At 57.7% G+C, this 16,321-nt stretch carries 14 protein-coding genes and 1 other RNA gene; 10 read left to right on the top strand and 5 right to left on the bottom strand.

The annotated features are described in order from the left end of the window. The first annotated feature begins 58 nt into the window (after window positions 1-58). Together rpiA and serA are read left to right on the top strand one after the other, a co-directional pair. A complete protein-coding gene (gene rpiA / locus CDA56_RS24150) occupies window positions 59-718 on the top strand; it encodes a ribose-5-phosphate isomerase RpiA (RefSeq protein WP_004125006.1) in 660 nt (219 codons plus the stop codon). Between the two features lie 269 nt (window positions 719-987). Continuing rightward, entirely contained in the window at window positions 988-2,220 is a 1,233-nt protein-coding gene (gene serA, locus CDA56_RS24155; protein ID WP_004115297.1) for a phosphoglycerate dehydrogenase, read from the top strand. A 377-nt stretch (window positions 2,221-2,597) separates the two neighbouring features. Here the strand turns inward: serA and CDA56_RS24160 are convergent, their stop codons facing one another. The 3 genes from CDA56_RS24160 to zapA all read right to left on the bottom strand — a co-directional run bounded on the left by CDA56_RS24160 (window position 2,598) and on the right by zapA (window position 3,850). Next, entirely contained in the window at window positions 2,598-3,194 is a 597-nt protein-coding gene (locus CDA56_RS24160; RefSeq protein ID WP_103813956.1) for a 5-formyltetrahydrofolate cyclo-ligase, read from the bottom strand. A gap of 101 nt (window positions 3,195-3,295) precedes the next feature. Next, window positions 3,296-3,479: non-coding RNA, 6S RNA (gene ssrS, locus CDA56_RS24165), on the bottom strand. Between the two features lie 41 nt (window positions 3,480-3,520). Next, a complete protein-coding gene (gene zapA, locus CDA56_RS24170) occupies window positions 3,521-3,850 on the bottom strand; it encodes a cell division protein ZapA (RefSeq protein WP_004105598.1) in 330 nt (109 codons plus the stop codon). A 165-nt stretch (window positions 3,851-4,015) separates the two neighbouring features. On the opposite strand from zapA, the gene CDA56_RS24175 reads away from it, so the two are divergent. The 8 genes from CDA56_RS24175 (at window position 4,016) to CDA56_RS24215 (ending at window position 14,076) form a co-directional block, all read left to right on the top strand. Further along, complete coding sequence (locus CDA56_RS24175; protein WP_004133578.1) at window positions 4,016-4,594, top strand: YecA/YgfB family protein; 579 nt, start codon at window positions 4,016-4,018, stop codon at window positions 4,592-4,594. Between the two features lie 28 nt (window positions 4,595-4,622). After that, window positions 4,623-5,939, top strand: coding sequence for a Xaa-Pro aminopeptidase (gene pepP, locus CDA56_RS24180; RefSeq protein WP_014226807.1), 1,317 nt, complete (start codon window positions 4,623-4,625; stop codon window positions 5,937-5,939). Then, window positions 5,936-7,114 carry a 2-octaprenyl-6-methoxyphenyl hydroxylase gene (gene ubiH / locus CDA56_RS24185; protein WP_049083217.1) on the top strand — a complete coding sequence of 393 codons (1,179 nt, stop codon included), beginning with the start codon at window positions 5,936-5,938 and terminating at the stop codon, window positions 7,112-7,114. The genes pepP and ubiH overlap by 4 nt, the downstream gene beginning before the upstream one ends. A gap of 10 nt (window positions 7,115-7,124) precedes the next feature. Next, on the top strand, window positions 7,125-8,327 hold the full coding sequence (gene ubiI / locus CDA56_RS24190; protein WP_103813954.1) for an FAD-dependent 2-octaprenylphenol hydroxylase: 1,203 nt from the start codon (window positions 7,125-7,127) through the stop codon (window positions 8,325-8,327). 421 nt (window positions 8,328-8,748) lie between these two features. Further along, window positions 8,749-9,843 (top strand): glycine cleavage system aminomethyltransferase GcvT, encoded by a 1,095-nt coding sequence (gene gcvT / locus CDA56_RS24200; protein ID WP_102803244.1) that lies wholly within the window; start codon window positions 8,749-8,751, stop codon window positions 9,841-9,843. A 22-nt stretch (window positions 9,844-9,865) separates the two neighbouring features. After that, the gene (gcvH, locus tag CDA56_RS24205) at window positions 9,866-10,255 is read left to right on the top strand and encodes a glycine cleavage system protein GcvH (protein WP_004854088.1); all 390 of its coding nucleotides are present in this window, start codon (window positions 9,866-9,868) and stop codon (window positions 10,253-10,255) included. A 143-nt stretch (window positions 10,256-10,398) separates the two neighbouring features. Next, window positions 10,399-13,272 carry an aminomethyl-transferring glycine dehydrogenase gene (gcvP, locus tag CDA56_RS24210; RefSeq protein ID WP_102803243.1) on the top strand — a complete coding sequence of 958 codons (2,874 nt, stop codon included), beginning with the start codon at window positions 10,399-10,401 and terminating at the stop codon, window positions 13,270-13,272. Between the two features lie 60 nt (window positions 13,273-13,332). Next, a complete protein-coding gene (locus tag CDA56_RS24215) occupies window positions 13,333-14,076 on the top strand; it encodes an SDR family oxidoreductase (RefSeq protein ID WP_103813952.1) in 744 nt (247 codons plus the stop codon). A gap of 109 nt (window positions 14,077-14,185) precedes the next feature. On the opposite strand, the gene CDA56_RS24220 is transcribed toward CDA56_RS24215, so the two are convergent. Together CDA56_RS24220 and bglA are read right to left on the bottom strand one after the other, a co-directional pair. Then, window positions 14,186-14,677: a protein disulfide oxidoreductase gene (locus tag CDA56_RS24220; RefSeq protein ID WP_103813950.1), complete on the bottom strand. Its 492-nt coding sequence runs from the start codon at window positions 14,675-14,677 to the stop codon at window positions 14,186-14,188. Window positions 14,678-14,867: 190 nt separating this feature from the next. Next, a complete protein-coding gene (gene bglA, locus CDA56_RS24225) occupies window positions 14,868-16,301 on the bottom strand; it encodes a 6-phospho-beta-glucosidase BglA (protein WP_025105966.1) in 1,434 nt (477 codons plus the stop codon). Window positions 16,302-16,321 lie beyond the last annotated feature (20 nt).

A 16,321-nucleotide genomic window follows, 5' to 3' on the forward strand; every position in this document is an offset into this window, starting at 1 on the left:
AATGACCCCCCTGATGTTCTATAATGCGCCTCAGGAATTCACATCTCGGACCATAATCATGACGCAAGATGAACTGAAAAAAGCGGTAGGCTGGGCGGCACTGCAGTATGTACAACCGGGCACTATCGTTGGGGTCGGTACGGGCTCGACGGCGGCGCACTTTATCGATGCGCTGGGTACCATGAAAGGGCAAATAGAAGGGGCGGTTTCCAGCTCTGATGCCTCTACTGAAAAACTGAAAAGCCTCGGTATCACGGTTTTTGATCTGAACAGCGTTGATCGTCTTGGTATTTACGTGGACGGCGCAGATGAAATCAACGGCCATATGCAGATGATCAAGGGCGGTGGCGCAGCGCTGACGCGTGAGAAAATTATCGCTTCGGTCGCCGACAAATTTATCTGTATCGCCGATGCTTCCAAGCAGGTGGATATTCTGGGTAAATTCCCGCTGCCGGTGGAGGTGATCCCGATGGCGCGTAGCGCCGTGGCGCGTCAGCTGGTTAAGCTGGGCGGCCGTCCGGAGTATCGTCAGGGCGTCGTGACCGATAACGGCAACGTGATCCTCGATGTGTTTGGTCTGGAAATTCTGGACGCTATTGCGCTGGAAAATACCATTAACGGTATTCCGGGCGTCGTGACCGTTGGCCTGTTTGCGAATCGCGGTGCGGACGTTGCGCTGATTGGCACCGCTGATGGTGTAAAAACTATCACTAAATAGTCTGATCCGAGGGAGCGAATCGCTCCCTCGCAAATATTTTTTCTCCAGGCCTATTTTGGTGACTTCTGTCACATTTATGCGCCTTGTCTTAGTAACAATCTACCTTTCTTTTACTTTCTGGTGTTTTGTCCTGCTATTTCCCGCTGATTGATATTTCTTCAGGTTGCCGACGCAAACGTTCATATTGCCGCAATAGTTTTTTTTGATATGTTGCTGAGAAGAACTTTCGTTCCGCACGACATCAGTTAAGACAAAAACAGGACGGGGAAATGGCTAAGGTATCACTGGAAAAAGACAAGATTAAATTTCTGCTGGTTGAAGGTGTGCACCAAAAAGCGGTGGACAGCCTTCGCGCAGCGGGCTACACCAATATCGAATTTCATAAAGGCGCGCTGGATAGCGAAGAGCTGAAAGCGTCCATCCGTGATGCCCATTTCATCGGCCTGCGTTCCCGTACTCATCTGACTGAAGAGATCTTCGCGGCGGCGGAGAAGCTGGTCGCGGTTGGCTGCTTCTGTATCGGTACCAATCAGGTTGATTTAAACGCGGCGGCGAAACGCGGTATCCCGGTGTTTAACGCCCCGTTCTCCAATACCCGTTCCGTTGCTGAACTGGTGATCGGCGAACTACTGCTTATGCTCCGCGGCGTACCGGCGGCAAATGCCAAAGCGCACCGCGGCGTATGGAACAAGCTGGCGGTCGGCAGCTTTGAAGCGCGCGGCAAAAAGCTGGGTATTATCGGCTATGGTCATATCGGCACGCAGCTGGGTATTCTGGCCGAATCGCTGGGGATGCATGTCTATTTCTACGATATTGAAAGCAAGCTGCCGTTAGGTAACGCGACTCAGGTCCAGCATCTTTCTGATTTGTTGAACATGAGCGATGTGGTGAGCCTGCACGTGCCGGAAAACGCCTCTACGAAGAACATGATTGGCGCGGAAGAGCTGGCGCTGATGAAACCCGGCGCGCTGCTGATCAACGCCTCTCGCGGCACCGTGGTGGATATCCCGGCGCTGTGCGATGCGCTGGCGAGCAAGCACCTGGCGGGCGCGGCGATCGACGTCTTCCCGACCGAGCCGGCGACCAACAGCGATCCGTTCAACTCTCCGCTCTGTGAGTTCGACAACGTTATCCTGACCCCGCACATTGGCGGCTCAACTCAGGAAGCGCAGGAAAACATCGGTCTGGAAGTGGCGGGCAAGCTGGCGAAATACTCCGATAACGGTTCTACGCTCTCGGCGGTTAACTTCCCGGAAGTGTCGCTGCCGCTGCACGGCGGGCGCCGTCTGCTGCATATCCATGAAAACCGTCCGGGCGTTCTGACCGCGATTAACCAGATTTTCGCCGCGCAGGGCATTAACATCGCGGCGCAGTATCTGCAGACCACTCCGCAAATGGGCTACGTGGTCATTGATATCGAAGCCGAAGAAGATGTCGCCCAGAGCGCGCTGCAGGCGATGAAGGCTATTCCTGGTACCATCCGCGCCCGTCTGCTGTTCTAACTCCTTTTATGCCAGCGGGCAGGTCATCGACCTGCCCCTTTTCTCCTGATAGACCCTTCTGCAATTTCCCGTCGCCACCCAAACGCTTTGCGAAGCTTGCCGCAAACGGCGATTAAAACCGTCGGATGTCGTTGTGCCTGAAAGAAAGGGATTTACGATAAAGACTCAGCGTGGGGCTGAAACGGGAAAGCCCCTACCGAGGCAGGGGCTCTAAAAGGAAAGGGACGATGATGAGACTCTTCATCATGCTGCTTATCCTGTTAATCATCGCCTGGCCAGCATATTAACAGAGAGAATGCAGGAGGGAGGTTCGCCTCCCTCACCCTTTACCCAGGAATTTAGGTGAAAAAAACAGCAATGTCAATTGTTCGGGCGTTTTACCAGAGCCAGGTTTTTGACGGCGTGATGACCGCTGGCAGCGGGATATCCCACTGCTCCGTCGGCAGCGCGTCAACCTGCTGGCAATCATGCGCGTAGCCGACCGGCTGCAGGCGATGCTGCCGCCAGTTTTGCAGCGTCCGGTCGTAAAATCCGCCGCCCATACCCAGGCGCTGTCCGGCGGCATCAAACGCGACCAGCGGCGTTACCAGTACATCCAGCTGGCTAAGCGGGAGGACATCGCGCAAGTCGAGCTTCGGTTCGCGGATGTTCAGACGATTCACCACCAGATCGCTGCTTGGGTGGTAGTGCAGAAACAGAAGATTGCCGGGGCTGAACGGATGAAGCACGGGGAGATAGACCCGTTTGCCTGCCCGCCAGAGCTGATCAATCAGCGGCCGCGTATCCAGCTCGCCATCAAACGAAAGAAATACCGCGACCGTCTGCGCGAGCAGAACCGGCGGATACGCCATCATTCTGTCCGCCGCATGGAGGGCGAACTGGGTTTGCTGCTCCGGTGTTAACGCGCGTCGGCGCTGGCGGATCTGCTGACGAATTTGCTGCCTGGTAAAGGGGATATCTGACAATAGGGTCATACCTGAGTCTCATCGGTGAGCAAACGATACCAACAGGCGTAGTCTAATACACGACGGCAAAAGCCGAAAATTAACTTAGGGGGGATGAAACGAAAAAGAAGGGAATCTCCGAGATGCCGCCGCAGGCTGTAACCCTTGAACCCTTGGTTCAAGGTGAATGTGTCGTCACAGTTTTAAGGCTTCTCGGACGGGCCGAGCATGCTCACCAACCGTGGAGCGCCACATTCTTGTGGTATGAAATATCGGCTCAGGGGACTGGCCCGCTTGCAAACATCTCAGAGAAATTTTGTTCTTGCGATTACTCTAACACAGTTAAATGCAAAGTGTTATTCAAACTTCTGCCCGGGTCTTTCGCTTATGCGACCTTGCTCAAGCAATGCTTGTTCGATGGTCTGCTGAAGCATCCGAATACGCTGCTCCATGCTGGCGGCGTAGTCGCGGGTTTTCGCTTTTTCCTGAGTCAACTCATAGCTGATGTTCAACGCGGCGATGAAGACCAGCTGCTCAGTATTTGTGACTCTAGTGCGTTCTTTTAAATCTTGCAACCGCTGATTCAGGTCGTCAGCTGCCTGGTTTAAGGCATCCCTTTGTTCAGGCGGGCAATTCACTCGTAGTGAACGGCCAAAAATTTGGAGATCTACGGGTTGTGCAGACATGCCACCTTCCTGCTGATTGACTGCGCGGCCTTCACGCCCTGGGAGGGTCTGCGAAGGGGCGACACTATAGCTACCCTGGTTTTAAGATACAAGCCCTATTCTGGTTCACCAGGGTCCAAAGTGGTAGCATATCATGAATATTCCTCCCAACGATGACGAATGCGCATGTCTATACAGAACGAAATGCCTGGCTACAACGCTGTAGACCAGTTACTGAACCAACAAGGGGTAGGATTAACCCCTGCCGAAATGCACGGTTTGATTAGCGGGATCCTGTGCGGCGGCAACAAAGACAGCAGCTGGCAGCCGTTGGTGCACGATCTGACTAACGAAGGCCTGGCTTTTGGTCACGAGCTGGCGCAGGCGCTGCGTAACATGCATTCCGCCACCAGCGATTCGCTGGAGGATGACGGTTTCTTATTCCAGCTCTACCTGCCGGATGGCGACGAGGTGAGCGTGTTCGATCGCGCCGATGCGCTCGCGGGTTGGGTGAACCATTTTCTGCTTGGGCTGGGCGTGACGCAGCCTAAGCTGGATAAAGTCAAAGACGAAACGGGTGAAGCCATCGACGATCTGCGCAATATTGCTCAGCTCGGGTATGACGAAGACGAGGATCAGGAAGAGCTCGAAATGTCTCTGGAGGAGATTATCGAATACGTACGCGTTGCTGCGCTGCTGTGCCACGACACCTTCTCTCTTCAGAAACCTACTGCGCCGGAAGTTCAAAAGCCGACGCTACACTAATCATTCATTAAATCGTTCAGGGGGCGTCATGACTCAGCAGGAATTTCTCTCTCGTCGCCAGGCTCTACTGGCGCAGATGCAGCCGGGCAGCGCAGCGCTCATTTTCGCAGCGCCGGAAGCGGTACGCAGCGCAGATTCAGAATATCCCTACCGGCAGAGCAGCGATTTTTGGTACTTCACCGGCTTTAATGAGCCAGAAGCGCTGTTGGTATTGATTAAAAGCGATGAGACGCACAACCACAGCGTGTTGTTTAACCGCGTGCGCGATCTGACCGCTGAAATCTGGTTTGGCCGCCGCCTCGGGCAGGAAGCTGCCCCCGCGAAGCTGGGCGTCGATCGCGCGCTGGCATTTAGTGAAATCAATCAGCAGCTGTTCCAGCTCCTTAACGGCCTCGACGCTATCTACTTTGCGCAGGGCGAATATGCCTACGCCGACGACATCGTGTTTAACGCGCTGGAAAAACTGCGCAAAGGCGTACGGCAGAATCTGCAGGCGCCAGGCTCGGTCATTGACTGGCGGCCGATGGTGCATGAGATGCGCCTGTTTAAATCGGCAGAAGAGCTGGAGGTCATGCGCCGCGCAGGGGAGATCTCCGCGCTGGCCCACACCCGCGCTATGGAAAAATGCCGTCCCGGGATGTTCGAATATCATCTGGAAGGCGAGATCCTTCACGAATTCAACCGTCACGGCGCGCGCTTTCCTTCTTATAACACCATCGTGGGCGGCGGCGAAAATGGCTGCATCCTGCACTACACCGAAAATGAGTGCGAGCTGCGCGACGGCGATCTGGTGCTGATTGACGCAGGCTGCGAATACCGCGGCTACGCGGGCGATATCACCCGAACTTTCCCGGTTAACGGCAAATTTAGCCCGGCCCAGCGCGAGATTTACGATATCGTCCTTGAATCTCTGGAAACCTCGCTGAAGCTCTATCGCCCAGGTACCTCAATTAAAGAGGTTAACCAGCAGGTGGTGCGGATTATGATTACCGGCCTCGTGCGTCTGGGGATCCTGAAAGGTGAAATTGATGAGCTGATTGCCAATAACGCCCATCGTCCTTTCTTTATGCATGGCCTGAGCCACTGGCTGGGGCTCGACGTGCATGATGTCGGCAGCTATGACGTTGACCGCTCGCGTATTCTTGAGCCGGGAATGGTGCTGACCGTTGAACCGGGGCTGTATATTGCGACGGATGCCGACGTGCCGGCCCAGTACCGCGGCATCGGCATTCGTATTGAAGACGATATCGTCATTACCGAAGACGGTAATGAGAACCTCACCGCCGGCGTAGTGAAAAAAGCGGACGATATCGAGGCGCTGATGGCGGCGGCGCGCCAGCTATGAGCGTCCTGATCGTCGGCGGAGGAATGACCGGCGCGACGCTGGCGCTAGCGATATCTCGCCTGACCGGCGGTACGCTGCCGGTGCATCTGGTTGAAGCATCTGCGCCGGATTCCGCGCAGCATCCGGGCTTTGACGCCCGCGCCATCGCTCTGGCTGCCGGCACCTGCCAGCAGCTGGCTCGCGTTGATATCTGGCAAGAGATAGCCGACTGCGCCACGGCCATTCAGCGCGTTCACGTCAGCGATCGCGGCCACGCGGGGTTTGTGACGCTCGAGGCTGAGGAGTATGGGCTGGCGGCGCTGGGCCAGGTGGTTGAGCTGCACGATGTCGGCCAGCGCCTGTTTGCGCAGCTGCGCAAGGCGCCGGGCGTGACGCTGCACTGCCCGGCAAAGGTGGAAAATGTCAGCCGCAGCGAAGAGAGCGTAAGCCTGGTTCTGGACAACGGCGAAACCCTCAGCGGTAAACTGCTGGTCGCCGCCGACGGCTCGCGCTCGACGCTGGGGGCCCGCTGTGGTATCAGCTGGCAGCAGGAACCCTATGAACAGCTGGCGATTATCGCCAACGTCAGTACCGCGCAGCCGCATAGCGGGCGCGCGTTTGAACGCTTTACCCCACACGGCCCGCTGGCGATGCTGCCCATGTCGCAGGGCCGCTGCTCGCTGGTGTGGTGTCATCCGCAGTCGCGGCGTGAAGAGGTGCTGAGCTGGTCGGACGAACGCTTCCGCCATGAGCTTCAGCAGGCATTCGGCTGGCGTCTTGGCCGGATCGTCCATGCCGGAAAGCGCAGCGTGTATCCGCTCTCGCTCACCCGAGCCAGCCGCACGGTTGCGCATCGGCTGGCGCTGGTCGGCAACGCGGCGCAAACGCTGCATCCTATTGCCGGGCAGGGATTTAACCTCGGTCTGCGCGACGTCATGAGCCTGGCGGAAATGCTGGCGCAGGCGCAGGCAGAAGGAGAGGATCCGGGCGGCTATCCGCTTCTGAGCCGCTATCAGACCCGACGCGCCGCAGATAAAGCCGCCACCGTCGGCGTGACCGATGGGCTGGTGCATCTGTTCGCCAATCGCTGGGCGCCGCTGGTGGTGGGGCGCAACGTCGGCCTGATGGCGATGGAATTATTTACCCCGGCGCGCGATGCGCTGGCGCAGCGTACCCTCGGTTGGGTTCCCCGTTAAGGAGTGAAACGTGCAAAGTGTTGATGTCGCTATTGTTGGCGGTGGAATGGTGGGGCTGGCGGTTGCCTGCGGTTTGCAGGGCAGCGGGCTGCGCGTTGCGGTGCTGGAACAGGCCGCGCCTCAGCCGTTAAGCGCGGATGCGCCGCCGGCGCTGCGGGTGTCGGCGGTTAACGCCGCCAGCGAGAAGCTGCTGAGCAAACTGGGCGTCTGGCAGGATATTATCGCCCAGCGCGCCAGCTGCTACCACGGTATGGAAGTGTGGGATAAAGACAGTTTTGGCCGCATCAGCTTTGATGACCAGAGCATGGGCTTTAGCCACCTTGGGCATATTATTGAAAACGCCGTGATTCACCACGCCCTGTGGCAAAAAGCGCAGCGCTGCGCGGACGTCACTCTGCTGGCTCCGGCGCAGCTGCAGCAGGTTGCGTGGGGGGAGAACGAGGCCTTTCTTAGCCTGCAGGACGGCACGATGTTAACCGCCCGGCTGGTGGTTGGCGCCGATGGGGCCAATTCATGGTTGCGCAATAAAGCCGATATCCCGCTCACCTACTGGGATTATCACCATCATGCGCTGGTTACCACTATTCGCACCGAAGAACCGCACGAAGCGGTGGCGCGTCAGGCGTTCCACGGCGAAGGGATTCTGGCGTTTCTGCCACTGAGCGATCCGCACCTCTGCTCAATTGTCTGGTCGCTCTCTCCCGAGGAGGCTGAGCGGATGCGGCAGGCGGACGATGCCGCTTTTAACCAGGCGCTGAATATTGCCTTCGATAACCGCCTCGGCTTATGCGCCGTGGAGAGCGAGCGCCAGGTCTTCCCGCTCACCGGCCGCTATGCGCGCCAGTTTGCCGCCCATCGTCTGGCGCTGGTCGGCGATGCCGCCCATACTATTCATCCGCTGGCGGGGCAGGGCGTTAATCTTGGCTTTATGGATGCCGCCGAGCTGATCGACGAACTGAAGCGCCTGCACGCGCAGGGCAAGGATATCGGCCAGCATCTGTATCTGCGTCGCTATGAACGCAGCCGTAAACATAGCGCTGCGCTGATGCTGGCGGGGATGCAGGGCTTTCGCGACATGTTCTCCGGCCACAATCCGGCGAAGAAGCTGCTGCGCGATATCGGTCTTAAGCTGGCGGATACATTGCCCGGCGTGAAGCCACAGCTTATCCGTCAAGCGATGGGGCTCAACGACCTGCCCGCCTGGTTACGTTAAGTACGTCACACTTCTCTCACCCGGCCGCCGCGCCGGGTTATCCACTCTCATTTGAAATAATCTAATTTCACCTCGTTTTTCGCATTAGTTTTATTAATGTTACCTTTTTTTTGTTATAGAAATTAGGCCCGTCATTTCGCAGAAAATATCATCATGCGCTGCTTTTTTAACTAATTAGTTTGGTTTTGTGCGGATTGAATCGCTTTATTGTAGATAAAAACTCTGTAGGCTCTGCGGCTGATTTTGGTCATAAGCTAATGTGATGTCCTGACCAGGCTTATGGTTTAGTGCGGATATCGGTGGTAAGTTCAGGCCAAAGAGAACGTTTGCGTCGGCGTCCTTTAGCGATGCTGGCGGCGTTTTTCGCGGCGCAAAAACGCCGAAAATCGTGGCTGGTTCCGTTTTATTCGATGAGGAAAAGATGGCTCAACAGACTCCGTTGTTTGAACAACACACGCTATGCGGCGCGCGCATGGTGGATTTCCATGGCTGGATGATGCCGCTGCATTACGGATCCCAGATCGATGAGCATCATGCGGTGCGCGGTGATGCCGGAATGTTCGATGTGTCGCACATGACCATCGTCGATTTTCACGGCAGCCGAATCCGCGAGTTCCTGCGCTATCTGCTGGCTAACGACGTGGCGAAGCTCACCGTGCCGGGCAAAGCGCTCTATAGCGGCATGCTGACCGCCTCCGGCGGCGTCATTGATGACCTGATTGTTTATTTCCTTTCTGAAGACTATTTCCGCCTCGTTGTTAACTCCGCCACCCGTGAAAAAGACCTCGCCTGGATCACCCAGCAGTCTGAATTCTATGGTCTTGAGATAACTGTGCGTGACGATCTATCCCTGATCGCCGTACAGGGTCCAAAGGCGAAAGAGAAAGCGGCAACGCTGTTTACCGACGCGCAGCGCCAGGCCGTGGAAGGCATGAAGCCGTTCTTTGGCGTGCAGGCGGGCGATCTGTTTATTGCGACTACCGGCTATACCGGTGAAGCGGGTTATGAAATCGCGCTGCCGAACGAGCAGGCGGTGGATTTCTGGCGCGGCCTGCTGGACGCGGGCGTTAAGCCGTGCGGCCTTGGCGCGCGCGATACGCTGCGCCTGGAAGCGGGCATGAATCTTTATGGCCAGGAGATGGACGAAGGCGTCTCTCCGCTGGCGGCTAACATGGGCTGGACCATTGCCTGGGAACCGGCTGACCGTGATTTTATCGGGCGTGAAGCGCTGGAACTCCAGCGTGAAAAAGGCACCGAACAGCTGGTCGGCCTGGTGATGACCGAGAAAGGCGTTCTGCGCGGCGGCCTGCCGGTGCGCTTCAGCGATGCCGATGGCAATCAGAAAGAAGGCATTATCACCAGCGGCACCTTCTCCCCGACGCTGAGCTACAGTATTGCCTTAGCGCGCGTACCGGAAGGCATCGGTGAAACCGCCGTGGTGCAGATTCGCAATCGCGAAATGCCGGTCAAAGTGACGAAACCCGTTTTTGTACGCAACGGCAAAGCCGTGGTGTGATTTCCCATTTGGAGATGAATTGATGAGCAACGTACCAGCAGAACTGAAATACAGCAAAGAACACGAATGGCTGCGTAAAGAAGCGGACGGCACCTATACCGTCGGTATCACCGAGCACGCGCAGGAGCTGCTTGGCGATATGGTTTTCGTTGACCTGCCGGAAGTGGGCGCCGCCGTAGAAGCGGGCGCCGACTGCGCGGTTGCCGAATCCGTCAAAGCCGCTTCCGATATCTACGCGCCGATTAGCGGCGAAATTGTTGCCGTCAATGAAGAGCTGAACGACTCCCCTGAGCTGGTCAACAGCGAGCCGTACGCCGGCGGCTGGATCTTTAAAATCAAAGCCAGCGATGAAGCTCAGGTTGCCGCGCTGCTGGATGCGACCGCATATGAAGCTCTGTTAGAAGACGAATAAATACGCTTCATCCTTCACGTGGCAGGGGCGTTGGCTTCCTGCAACGCGAATGATTTGCGTCTTCTGGCCCGGTTAGCGTCAGTGCGCGCCGGGCAAACCCGTCAGACAATCACGATTCACCGCACGTTCAGGAACCATCGCTCATGACCCAGACTTTAGGCCAGCTTGAATACCGTGACGCCTTTATTGAACGTCACATCGGCCCGGATGCCCGGCAGCAGCAGGAGATGCTGAAAACCGTTGGCGCCGATTCGCTTAACGCCCTGATTGGCCAGATTGTGCCGCAGGATATCCAGCTGGCAACGCCGCCGCAGGTGGGCGAAGCAACCACGGAATTCGCCGCGCTGGCGGAACTGAAGGCGATCGCCGGTCGTAACAAGCGCTTCAAGTCGTACATTGGCATGGGCTACACCGCCGTGCAGCTGCCGCCGGTGATTCAGCGCAACATGCTGGAAAATCCGGGCTGGTATACCGCCTATACGCCTTATCAGCCGGAGGTTTCCCAGGGTCGCCTGGAATCACTGCTGAATTTCCAGCAGGTGACCCTCGACCTGACCGGGCTCGATATTGCCTCGGCCTCGCTGCTGGACGAAGCCACCGCCGCTGCGGAAGCGATGGCAATGGCCAAACGCGTAAGCAAACTGAAAAACGCCAACCGTTTCTTCGTCGCCGCCGACGTTCATCCGCAGACGCTGGACGTGGTGCGCACCCGCGCGGAAACCTTTGGTTTCGATGTGATTGTCGATGATGCGGAAAAAGCGCTCGACCATCAGGACGTCTTTGGCGTGCTGCTGCAGCAGGTAGGTACCACCGGCGAGGTTCACGATTACAGCAAACTGATAGCTGACCTGAAAGCGCGCAAAGTGATTGTCAGCGTCGCGGCCGATTTTATGGCCCTGGTTCTGCTGACTGCCCCGGGCAAGCAGGGCGCGGACATTGTGTTTGGCTCCGCCCAGCGCTTCGGCGTACCGATGGGCTACGGCGGCCCGCACGCGGCGTTTTTTGCCGCAAAAGATGAATTCAAACGCTCCATGCCGGGCCGTATTATCGGCGTATCGAAAGATGCGGCGGGTAATACCGCGCTGCGCATGGCGATGCAGACGCGCGAGCAGCATATTCGCCGCGAGAAAGCGAACTCCAATATCTGTACCTCCCAGGTGCTGCTGGCCAATATTGCCAGCCTGTACGCCGTATTCCACGGCCCGGCTGGGCTGAAGCGTATCGCCAGCCGTATTCATCGCCTGACCGATATTCTCGCCGATGGCCTGCAGAAAAAAGGCCTTAAGCTCCGCCATGCGCACTACTTCGATACCCTGTGCGTGGACGTCGCCGATAAAGCCGCTGTGCTGGCGCGGGCGGAAGCGCTGCAGATCAACCTGCGCAGCGATATTCATCACGCCGTCGGGATCACGCTCGATGAAGCCACCACGCGCGAAGACGTCCTGAACCTGTTCCGCGCCATCGTGGGCGACGATCACGGCCTGGATATCGACACGCTGGATAAAGACGTGGCCCTGGACAGCCGTTCGATCCCGGCCAGCATGCTGCGTGACGATGCGATCCTCACTCATCCGGTGTTCAACCGCTACCACAGCGAAACCGAGATGATGCGCTATATGCACGCGCTGGAGCGTAAGGATCTGGCGCTGAACCAGGCGATGATCCCGCTGGGCTCCTGCACCATGAAGCTGAATGCTGCCGCGGAGATGATCCCGATCACCTGGCCGGAATTCGCCGAACTACATCCGTTCTGCCCGGTTGATCAGGCTGAAGGCTATCATCAGATGATTGCCCAGCTCTCCGACTGGCTGGTTAAGCTGACCGGCTATGATGCGGTCTGCATGCAGCCGAACTCCGGCGCGCAGGGCGAATACGCGGGCCTGCTGGCGATTCGCCATTACCACGAGAGCCGCAACGAAGGGCATCGCGATATCTGCCTGATCCCAAGCTCTGCGCACGGCACCAACCCGGCTTCCGCGCAGATGGCGGGAATGCAGGTGGTGGTGGTCGCCTGTGATAAAAATGGCAACATCGATCTGGCGGATCTGCGGGCGAAAGCCGAGCAGCATGCGGCGAACCTCTCCTGCATCATGGTGACCTATCCGTCCACCCACGGCGTTTATGAAGAGACTATTCGCGAAGTGTGCGAAGTGGTGCATCAGTTTGGCGGCCAGGTTTACCTTGACGGCGCGAACATGAACGCCCAGGTCGGCATTACCTCTCCGGGCTTTATCGGCGCGGACGTCTCGCACCTCAACCTGCATAAAACCTTCTGCATTCCGCACGGCGGCGGCGGCCCGGGTATGGGGCCGATCGGCGTGAAATCGCATCTGGCGCCGTTTGTGCCGGGCCACAGCGTGGTGCAAATTGAAGGCATGCTGACCCGCCAGGGCGCGGTTTCCGCCGCGCCGTTCGGCAGCGCCTCCATTCTGCCGATCAGCTGGATGTATATCCGTATGATGGGTGCAGAGGGGCTGAAACAGGCGAGCCAGATGGCGATTCTGAACGCCAACTACATCGCTACCCGGCTGAAAGACGCGTTCCCGGTGCTGTATACCGGCCGCGACGGTCGCGTGGCGCACGAATGTATTCTGGATATTCGTCCGCTGAAAGAAGAGACCGGCATCAGCGAGCTGGATATTGCCAAGCGACTGATTGATTTTGGTTTCCACGCTCCGACCATGTCCTTCCCGGTTGCCGGCACGCTGATGGTGGAACCGACCGAATCGGAAAGCAAAGTGGAGCTGGACCGCTTTATCGATGCGATGCTGGCGATTCGCGGCGAGATCGACCGCGTGAAAGGCGGTGAATGGCCGCTGGAGGATAACCCGCTGGTGAACGCGCCGCATACTCAGGGTGAACTGGTGAGCGAGTGGAACCATCCGTACACCCGTGAACTGGCGGTCTTCCCGGCGGGGCTGAACAACAAGTACTGGCCGACCGTTAAGCGTCTGGACGATGTTTACGGCGACCGTAATCTGTTCTGCTCCTGCGTGCCGATGAGCGAATACCAGTAATCTGCTGATTAGACTATCTTTTAAAGGCGCTGCGGCGCCTTTATTTTTTGGGAGAATGGCATGACGATAGCTTTGGTGACGGGCGGCAGCCGGGGAATAGGTAAAGCGACGGCGCTGCTGCTGGCGCAGGAAGGCTATACCGTGGCGGTGAATTACCATCAAAATAGCGCTGCCGCGACCGGCGTGGTGAACGAAATTATCGCCAGCGGCGGCAAAGCCGTTGCGCTACGGGCGGACGTCAGCGATGAAGCGCAGGTGATGGCGATGTTTACCGCTATCGATCGCCTCGGCGAACCGCTCGCCGCGCTGGTCAATAACGCCGGCATTTTATTTACCCAGGGGACGATTGAAAGCCTTTGCGCGGAGCGGATTAACCAGGTGCTGGCCACCAACGTGACCGGTTACTTCCTCTGCTGCCGGGAGGCGGTAAAGCGGATGTCGCACAAGCACGGCGGTAAGGGCGGGGCGATTGTGAATGTGTCGTCCGCGGCATCGCGCCTCGGGGCGCCGGGGGAGTATGTGGATTATGCCGCGTCAAAGGGCGCGGTTGATACTCTGACCACCGGCCTGTCGCTGGAGGTGGCGGCGCAGGGGATTCGGGTTAACGGCGTGCGCCCCGGCTTAATTTATACCGACATGCACGCCAGCGGCGGTGAACCGGGGCGCGTGGATCGCGTGAAGTCGATGTTGCCCATGCGGCGCGGCGGGCAGCCGGAGGAGGTGGCTCAGGCCATCGTCTGGCTGCTGAGTGAGAAGGCTTCCTACGTGACCGGCAGCTTTCTGGAGCTGGCGGGCGGGAGATAATCGGCAACTCGTTTTCCGGGGGGCGGCTAACGCCTTGCCCGGGATACAACATCTGTTTACCTCACCCCATCCCTGGCCCTGCTAAGCGCAGCGCAAGCAGGGAAATGCGCTACGACGCCAGCCACAGCCGCAGGCGCATCCCCCAGCCGCTGGTCCAGCCGGTGGTGACTGACTTCACCTCGCCGCGCGAGATAACGATAAGGGTCGGCGTGACCTGCACCTCCCACCGTTGGGATAGCTGACCGCTGGCGTCATTGAGCGTCGGCAGCGCCATTTTTTTATGCGCCAGCCATCGCGCCAGAGCGGCGTTGTCGCCGGAGCGTAGCGCTACCGTCATCACATTGCCGCCATCGTTGGCTAAAGCGGCCACCGACGGGGTGGTATAGCGGCAAACGCCGCACCAGGTGGCCCAGACGTACAGCAGCAAAGGGCGCTCGTGGCTCATTGCCGCCAGATCGACCGTTCGGCCATCAAGCGTTTGCAGCGGCATGCTGGAGAAATTCTGCGGCAGCGCGGGCCTGCGCAGGTAATCCACCGCCAGGCTGACGGCGGCGACAATCAGCAGCCATATCAGGATCTGTCTGAAGACGTTTAGCATCATTTTTCTACATTGTGATGCGCCGGAAAGGCCGGCAGCGTGCGGCGTTGATTCACGAAGTCAGCGTCAGCGACTCAACGATTGATGTGGTTTATCTTATCGGCTGAGCGTGGGTTAGCAATGCTAAAGCTGTAAAGAAGTGTCTGTTTTGTGGGAAGTTTTTCCCCCTTCCGGCTGGAAAGGGGCAAGATGATTACAGTTTCTCGCCGTTGCTGGCGATAACCTCTTTGTACCAGTTAAAGCTCTTCTTGCGCGAGCGGGACATATCGCCGGTACCATCGTCATGTTTGTTGACGTAGATAAAGCCGTAGCGCTTGCTGTATTGACCGGTCGTGAAGGAGACGCAGTCGATGCAGCCCCACGGGGTATAGCCCATTAGCTCAACGCCGTCGTAAGTCACCGCTTTGATCATCTCTTCGACGTGAGCGCGCAGATAGTCGATGCGATAGTCGTCGTTGATGCTGCCGTCTTCTTCGACTTTATCGTACGCGCCGAAGCCGTTTTCGACGATAAACAGCGGCTTCTGGTAGCGCTCATACAGTTCACACAGCGCATAGCGCAGGCCGACCGGGTCAATCTGCCAGCCCCAGTCGGAGGCTTTGACGTGCGGGTTGGGCACGCTGCCTTCAAAGCCGGAGATCGCGTCGCCGGTGCCGCCTTCCGCTTTCACCGCGTTGGTCATGTAGTAGCTGAAGCCGAGATACGCGCAGGTGCCTTCGCGTAGGATTTGCGCATCGCCGTCCTCCATGTTGATATTGAAGCCGCGGCGTTCCCATTCGTTCAGGACGTAGCTCGGGTAGTAGCCGCGCAGCTGGACGTCGGTAAAGACGTAGCGTTCACGCATTGATTCCTGGGCAAACATCACGTCTTCCGGCTTGCAGGAGAACGGATAGAGGGCGACCATTGCCAGCATGCAGCCCACCTGCATCTCCGGATTGATTTGACGCGCTGCCTTCACCGCCAGCGCGCTGGCGACAAACTGATGGTGCAGCACCTGGTACATGGTCTCTTCCGGGTTTTCATGCTCGGTATAGACCACGCCGGAGCAGCAGTAGCCAAACAGCGGCGCGCGCCAGTTACGCTGGTTGTTGATCTCGTTAAAGGTCATCCAGTATTTCACTTTGTGCTTATAGCGCTCGAAGACCACTTCGGCGAAGCGCACAAAGAAATCGACCACTTTGCGGTTGGTCCAGCCGCCGTACTGCTGAACCAGATGCAGCGGCATCTCAAAGTGGGAGAGGGTAATAACCGGTTCGATGTTGTACTTCAGCAGTTCATCGAACATGTCATCGTAGAATTTCAGCCCTTCTTCATTCGGCTGGCTTTCGTCGCCCAGCGGGAAGATGCGCGTCCAGGCGATAGAGGTGCGGAAGCACTTGAAGCCCATCTCGGCGAACAGCTTGATGTCTTCTTTGTAGCGGCCGTGGAAATCGATGGCTTCGTGGTTCGGATAGTACTTGCCCGGCTCTACCTGCTGGGTTATCTCGCGCGGCACGCCGTGCGCGCCGCCGGTAAGCACGTCGCAGATGCTCGGGCCTTTGCCGTCTTTATTCCAGCCGCCTTCAACCTGGTGCGCGGCGACGGCGCCACCCCATAAAAAGTCTTTTGGTAAAGGAATTTTCTTCATCTTTGCTCATCTCGTCTTAA

This window comes from Klebsiella michiganensis (assembly GCF_002925905.1).
GTDB classification, from domain to species: Bacteria; Pseudomonadota; Gammaproteobacteria; order Enterobacterales; family Enterobacteriaceae; genus Klebsiella; species Klebsiella michiganensis.